This window comes from Methanoculleus sp. SDB, from assembly GCA_001412355.1.
Lineage (GTDB): Archaea > Halobacteriota > Methanomicrobia > Methanomicrobiales > Methanomicrobiaceae > LKUD01.
This window is the reverse complement of record LKUD01000048.1, coordinates 43278-49766: the sequence shown is the minus strand read 5'-3', so window position 1 is coordinate 49766 and position 6489 is coordinate 43278. Positions and strand designations below refer to the sequence as shown.

The window sequence follows — 6489 nt, the reverse complement described above, 5'->3', positions numbered from 1 at the left end:
AAAGGAATGTTTTTTCGTCTTTTAATCATCCAATGCATTTCACATGCAGGGCATACGGATCCCTCCCCTCACAAACCGGATTCTGCCGCCTGTGTGATGTGATCCAGAGGTGTGATAATTGTGAAGATAGCCTGTAGTTTATTAATTTTTTTTTGCATTCTCCTCGTGCCCTGTAGTGCAGCGGCGGCAACCGTCACCGTCAATCCCGGCGACAGTATCCAGGCGGCAATCGATGGCGCGAGTGCCGGTGATACCATCGTTGTGAACAGCGGCACATATAGCGAATATTTTACCGTCGACAAGACGCTGACGATGAGCGGCAGCGGCTGGCCGGTTATCGACGAGACCGGGCTCGGCATGCATCACGTCGTTTCTATTTCCGCCGCTAATGTGCATTTCGAAGGATTCGATGTCAGGAACTCGAACGGCTTCTCCGGGATCCACGTGGCTGCTGCAAACGCGGAGATCGTCAACAACCGGATTACAAACGATGCATACGGCATCTACCTTGACAGCGCCTCCGGTGCAACAATCTCCGGCAATGAGGTCACCCATAATCTGGGGGAGGGGTTGTATATCCAGAATTCCGACAACAACCTCATCTCCGGCAATAACGTTAGCAGCAACAACGTGAGTGGGTACGCCATCTATCTGCTAATGTCCGATGGCAACACCATCACGGGCAATACGGTGCTGGACAACCGTGTTGGGATACTGGTCGCTTCTTCAGCGGACAACGTGTTTTCCCAGAACACCATCCGGGCAAACGGTATCGGCTCTTCCGGGATGGGTATCTGGCTCGACTCCGCCCAGAACACCACCTTAAGGCAGAATACCATCGACGGAAACTATGACAACCTGTATCTGGACGGATCCGGCGGAACCACGGCCAACGTGGTGTACCTCAATTCGTTCCTCAACCACATCCATGCCGACGTCGACATATCCGCGTCAACCACGTCGTGGAACAGCCCCTCCCAGCTTGCGTATACCTACCACGGCGCACCGTACACCAGCTTCCTCGGCAATTACTGGGACAGCTACGGCGGCGCGGACACCAACGGCGACGGCGTTGGGGAGGCTGCATTCTCCCTCCCCTCTGCAAACTCCGACCTCTACCCGCTGATCGAGGGGTGGGCGTCCTACACCCTCGGCACGCCGCCGCCGGACAGCACGCCGCCGGGATACGTCACCGGCCTTGCCAACACGACGTACCTGCCGACGTCGATCACGTGGACTTGGACCGATCCCGGTGACGGGGACTTTGCGAAGGTGATGGTGTACCTCGACAACGCCTTCCGTGCCAATGTCACCGCCGGGACGCAGGCCTTTACGGCATCAAGCCTCTCTGCATCGACGGCGTATACCCTCTCGACCCGGACGGTCGACACCCACGAAAACGTGAACGCAACCTGGGTCAACGATACCGCGACGACGGCGGCAGCCGACCTCACCCCGCCCGCCGGCATCACCGGCCTTGCCAACACGACCTATCTTCCCTCCTTAATTACGTGGACGTGGACCGATCCGGGGGACGGCGACTTTGCCCGGGTGATGGTCTACCTCGACGGCGCGTTTTCCGCGAACGTAACGGCAGGCGTGCAGTCCTTTACGGCGCCCGGCCTTACGCCGGATACGCTGCACGCGATCGGCACCCGGACGGTGGATGCCAGCGGCAACGTCAATGCGTCGTGGGTGAACGCAACCGCCCGGACGAGCCCGTTCGATCCCGACCCGCCGCAGTCGGTCTCGGCGTTGCATGCCGCGGCGGCAGGAGGCTCGTCGATCGCGTGGGTGTGGAGTGATCCGCCGGATGCCGACTTCGCGACGGTGAAGGTGTATGTGAACGGAGCATTTAAGGGCAACATAACGAAAGGCACCGAAACCTACGTGGCCCGGAACCTGCGCTCCCTCTCATCATACACCATCGGAACCAGGACCGTCGATACCTCCGGAAACGTCAATGCGTCGTGGGTGAATTGCACGACGAGAACCGACGCGGTGACGGTAAGCGACACCGGCAGCGACAATCCGCTCCCCACGCCGACGGCGGTAACAGGTCTTCCCACGGCGACGCCGGTGATGCTGGATGCCACACCCACTCCGGCGGGCCTTCCCGACCTGTATATCGTGGTTGGGGCAACATCCTATGCCCCCTACAAGGAATGGCACGGCGCCTACTACTTTGAGGACCCTACCGTGCTCGTTATCTCCTACGGCATCATCAACCGGGGCACGGCCGCCTCCAATGCCACCGAGTCATCGGTCTCCATCAATGATGTCGTATTTGACACGGCTCCGGTTCCTCCCCTCGCCCCGGGCGAGTCGGTGACGATTTCCCTGAAAAACTGGACCCCCGATGCGAATAAAAACCGCGTGGTCATTCACAACGATCCCGGGGATCTTGTTCGCGAGAGCGAGGAATTCAACTACCATACCTATAATTGGAACCTCTGTCTCGACGGGAAGCGGAACGGGCAGGAGACCGGGGTCGACTGCGGCGGGGACTACTGCTATCCCTGCAGCCTCTGCGACCCTGCAACCCCGCTCCCGGAACGGTTCGACTGGCGGGATTTCAATTATATGACATGGGTCCGGGACCAGGGATCCTGCGGCGCCTGCTGGGCGTTTGCATCGGTGGGCGCGATGGAGGGCGTGTACAGCAAGGAACAGCGCATTCATGCGATGAATATGCAGCTGAACCTTGCCGAGGCGGACCTGATCCTGTGCAGTGGGGCAGGGAGCTGCGACGGCGGATCGCCGTGGGACGCCTCCGACTATATCCGCGATCACGGCATCGTGAACGAGACCTGTCTCCCGTACGTGGGTGGGATGACGTGCGACGACAAGTGCACCGACAGCTACCTGTGGCGGATCAGCCAGATCCGGGGGGTCGTCAATGACATCGACGAACGCAAACGCGCAGTGGCGTGCCGCGGGCCGCTGCTGGCCTGCGGAAACGGCCACTGCGTGGTCATCGCCGGGTACGACGGCGATACGTGGATCATCAAAAACAGCTGGGGATCCGGCTGGGGTGACCATGGCTATGCGACCGTTCCGTTTGATGAAAGCAACTGGACGGTATCGGTAGCATGGATGGGAGGTGTCTATTATGATGAATAAGGAGTACCACGGGAGCACCCGCCGGGTGCTCTGCGTTGCTTTGTGCGCAATCATCTGTCTGTCGCTCATTCCGGGCGGCGTGTCGGCGATGCGCAATCCCTCGGCCGTCTACTGCGAGGCGATGGGATACGAGTATTCGACTCTATCCGGTGAGAACGGGGAAACAGGTATCTGTACCATGCCCGGCGGTGCCGCCGTCGACGCGTGGGACTTCCTGCTCGGCGAGGAGGCGGCGGAGTACGGGTACTGTGCCCGGCAGGGATATGTCCAGAAAATTGTGCACGGCGATGCCTGCAGGGTGTTCGGGCTGGACACCTGTGCGGTCTGCGTTCGGGATGACGGGAGCGAAGTGGAGGTGAGCGCTTTGATGGACCTGGATTTCTCGGAACCTGCCTGCAGCAGCGGCGCCTGCGGCCTCGAAGCTGCAGGGACAGATACCGTACCTGGTGAAAATCCGGCCTCCGGTGCAACGCCACAGTCCCCGCTTCCGGTTGGCATCGTCGTAACTGCAGCACTGGTCGCGGGTGCGTTCCGTATCCGGAGGTAACACCATTTTTAACGCGTTAAAGAATAACAGAAAAGACGAAACGCCCCCAACAGGACTCGAACCTGTGACATTCTGGTTAACAGCCAGACACTCTACCAACTGAGTTATGGAGGCAGTCGGATTGCCTACAAATATCGGTTCTGTGCATATTAAAGATTATTGATTCGGGATTATTTTCCGGCCGCCCCGCCCTCCGTTTCGCCGGCTTCGCCGGTCTTCATGGCGGTGAGGAGGGCGATGAGGTCATCGATCTCTCCGTCGAGCCCTGCCAGCAGCGCAATCGCCTCCGGCGTTGCGCGGGCGCCCGCGGGTGTCGCCTGGATGTATCCCTGCTGTTCGAGGACGCGAAGGGAATACCGCACGCGGTGGTACGGGAGGCCGAGCACCTCTGCGAGTTTCATAATGCCGATGGGCTCGTCTTCGACGACCGCACGGACCACCTCCATGTGCCTGCCGATCAGTTCGATCTCAGGTCTGAGTTTCTCGAGCATACCCTAACACTTCCCTCGTTAATTCTGCGCGTGCAGCCATGCCTTCTCTCTCGCATATGCCTTCCTGAAGTAGAGGGATAAGAGGACGGCCGCCCCTCCGAGAACGATAGCCACGGGCAGGTTCAGGTCCGCACCCAGCAGGAAATAGGCGACCACCGCCCCCGCATAGAGAAGCATGATGACATTGAGCAGCATCGTCAGCTTGATGAATTTTACTTTGAACACCTGAGAGGTCGCCGGATCCATCACTCATTCTTCATTTCCGTGATAAAAGTACTTGTGGTTTGACCTTCCCAGTTGTAATGGATGGACGCACTCGACACCGCACTGGAAAGCACGGGCGCATCGGCATTTGTCATGTATGCGTCATCACAGGATGCAAACCTGCGCTATCTCACGGGATTCTCCATAAACGATCCGGTTGTGTATATTAAAAAGCCGGAGGAACGGGGACTCCTCATCGTCCCGCAAATGGAATATGCACGGGCCGCCGCGGAATCCTCGTGTGCGGTCATGAGCCGTGCCGAAGCAGGGTATTTCGAGATCGTGAAAGAAGAACCGGACCGGTGGCGGGCACTCGCGCAGATGATCGCGAATGTTGCCGGCGGGAGCTTTCTGCTCCCTCCCTCATGCCCGTTCGCGCTCGGACAGGCGCTCCAGGCCCACGGTGCCGTGCAGATAGACGCCGGCACGGTCGAGGAGATCCGGGCGGTCAAGCACCCCGCTGAGATCGAGGCGATACGCACAGCACAGCGTGCAGCCGAACAGGCAATGGCGCATGCCGTCGCCCGTATCCGGGATGCCGGTGTTCGGGGCGGAATTCTCGTCGAAAAGGACGGAACGGCGCTCACCTCCGCAACAATCAGGCAGGAGATGCATATCCTGCTCCTGCGGCAGGGCTGCCGGGCGTCTGATACGATCATCTCCTCCGGGGAAGAGACGGCCATGCCGCATCGCCTCGGTGAGGGCCCCCTTGCCGAAGGGCAGCCGGTTGTCATCGATATCTTCCCCCGGGATGAACGGACCGGCTATTATGCCGACATGACGAGAACGGTGGTGAAGGGAGAGCCCACGCCCGAAATCCGGGAGATGTACGATACCGTCTCTGAGGCGCAGGCACTCGCAACAGGGCACATCCGTGCCGGCGTGACCGGGAAAGACGTCCACCAGGCAGTTGTCGACTTTTTCTCCGATCGCGGGTACGAATCGGGTGCGAAAGGATTTGTGCACAGTCTCGGGCATGGTGTCGGCCTTGACATCCATGAACTTCCGGCACTCGGGCCGTCGGGCGGGGAGCTCAAGCCCGGCAATGTCGTAACCGTTGAACCGGGCCTGTATTTCCCCGGCATCGGGGGGGTCAGGCTGGAGGACATCGGAGTCGTGACTGCGGAGGGTTTTGACCGGTTTACCCGTTTTTCGAAGGAGTTGTGCTTATGAATGAAGAAATTCTCGAATACTATTGTGAAGCGGGCGCAATTGCCTCGAAGATACTGACACGTGCCGCAGGGATGGTCAGGACAGGCGAACCGGTTCTCGACCTGGTCGAAACGATCGAGGCGGCGGTCTGTGACGAAGGGGGAGCACTCGCCTTTCCCCTCAACATATCATCCAACGAAAACGCCGCGCACGATACTGCCGGGCCCGGGGACGAGCGTCTCTTCTCCGCGGGGGATCTCATCAAGGTTGACCTCGGCGTGCATGTCGAGGGGTATATCGCCGACACCGCCCTCACCGTCGATCTCGGGAAAAACGGCCCTCTTGTCGAGGCGTCCGCAGCGGCGCTTGAACGTGCGATCTCGCTCGTCCGTCCGGGTGTGACCGCAGGTGATCTCGGTGCCGCCATTCAGGAGGAGATTGAAGGGCGCGGGTTTCGCCCGGTTGCCAACCTTACCGGGCACGGCCTCGGCCATTTTTCCCTGCACGGCTCGCCGACAATCCCGAATATCGCCGTTTCAGGCGGCACGGTGCTGAAAGAGGGGATGGCTTTTGCCATCGAGCCTTTCGCAACCACCGGAAGCGGGCGGGTGAGCGAGAGCCAGCGTGTCGAGATCTTCAGCCAGCTCGCGGTCAAGCCCGTTCGGCTTCCGGCTGCAAAAAAACTGCTTGAGGCAATCCGCCCCCGTGGCGGCCTGCCTTTTTCCCGACGGTGGATCCCGGGCACGAAGGTGGATCTTGCCATCGCCACTCTCCGGCGGGCACAGATCCTTCACGGATACCCCGTACTGCACGATATTCCGGGTTCTCTTGTCTCGCAGGCCGAGCATACGGTGATCGTCACGGAGGACGGGTGCCTGGTGACAACCCGCCGCTAAAGTAAGGCTTATGGAA

General features: G+C 59.9%; 6 protein-coding genes and 1 tRNA gene. 4 read left to right on the top strand and 3 right to left on the bottom strand.

Features of this window, described 5'->3' with window-relative positions; genetic code table 11:
- Positions 1 to 165 precede the first annotated feature (165 nt).
- Complete coding sequence (locus APR53_10340; protein KQC04559.1) at positions 166 to 3123, top strand: hypothetical protein; 2958 nt, start codon at positions 166 to 168, stop codon at positions 3121 to 3123.
- Positions 3113 to 3670, top strand: coding sequence for a hypothetical protein (locus APR53_10335; protein ID KQC04558.1), 558 nt, complete (start codon positions 3113 to 3115; stop codon positions 3668 to 3670). Before APR53_10340 ends, APR53_10335 begins: the two co-directional genes overlap by 11 nt.
- A 41-nt stretch (positions 3671 to 3711) precedes the next feature.
- Here the strand turns inward: APR53_10335 and APR53_10330 are convergent.
- The 3 genes from APR53_10330 to APR53_10320 all read right to left on the bottom strand — a co-directional run bounded on the left by APR53_10330 (position 3712) and on the right by APR53_10320 (position 4407).
- A tRNA-Asn gene (locus tag APR53_10330) sits at positions 3712 to 3784 on the bottom strand.
- Between the two features lie 56 nt (positions 3785 to 3840).
- Positions 3841 to 4161, bottom strand: a complete 321-nt coding sequence (locus APR53_10325; GenBank protein ID KQC04557.1) for a hypothetical protein — start codon at positions 4159 to 4161, stop codon at positions 3841 to 3843.
- Between the two features lie 18 nt (positions 4162 to 4179).
- Positions 4180 to 4407 carry a hypothetical protein gene (locus APR53_10320; protein ID KQC04556.1) on the bottom strand — a complete coding sequence of 76 codons (228 nt, stop codon included), beginning with the start codon at positions 4405 to 4407 and terminating at the stop codon, positions 4180 to 4182.
- A 60-nt stretch (positions 4408 to 4467) separates the two neighbouring features.
- Between APR53_10320 and APR53_10315 the strand changes: the two genes are divergently transcribed.
- Positions 4468 to 5598, top strand: a complete 1131-nt coding sequence (locus APR53_10315; protein ID KQC04555.1) for a peptidase M24 — start codon at positions 4468 to 4470, stop codon at positions 5596 to 5598.
- Positions 5595 to 6473 (top strand): methionine aminopeptidase, encoded by an 879-nt coding sequence (locus APR53_10310; GenBank protein KQC04554.1) that lies wholly within the window; start codon positions 5595 to 5597, stop codon positions 6471 to 6473. The genes APR53_10315 and APR53_10310 overlap by 4 nt, the downstream gene beginning before the upstream one ends.
- Positions 6474 to 6489: the final 16 nt, after the last annotated feature.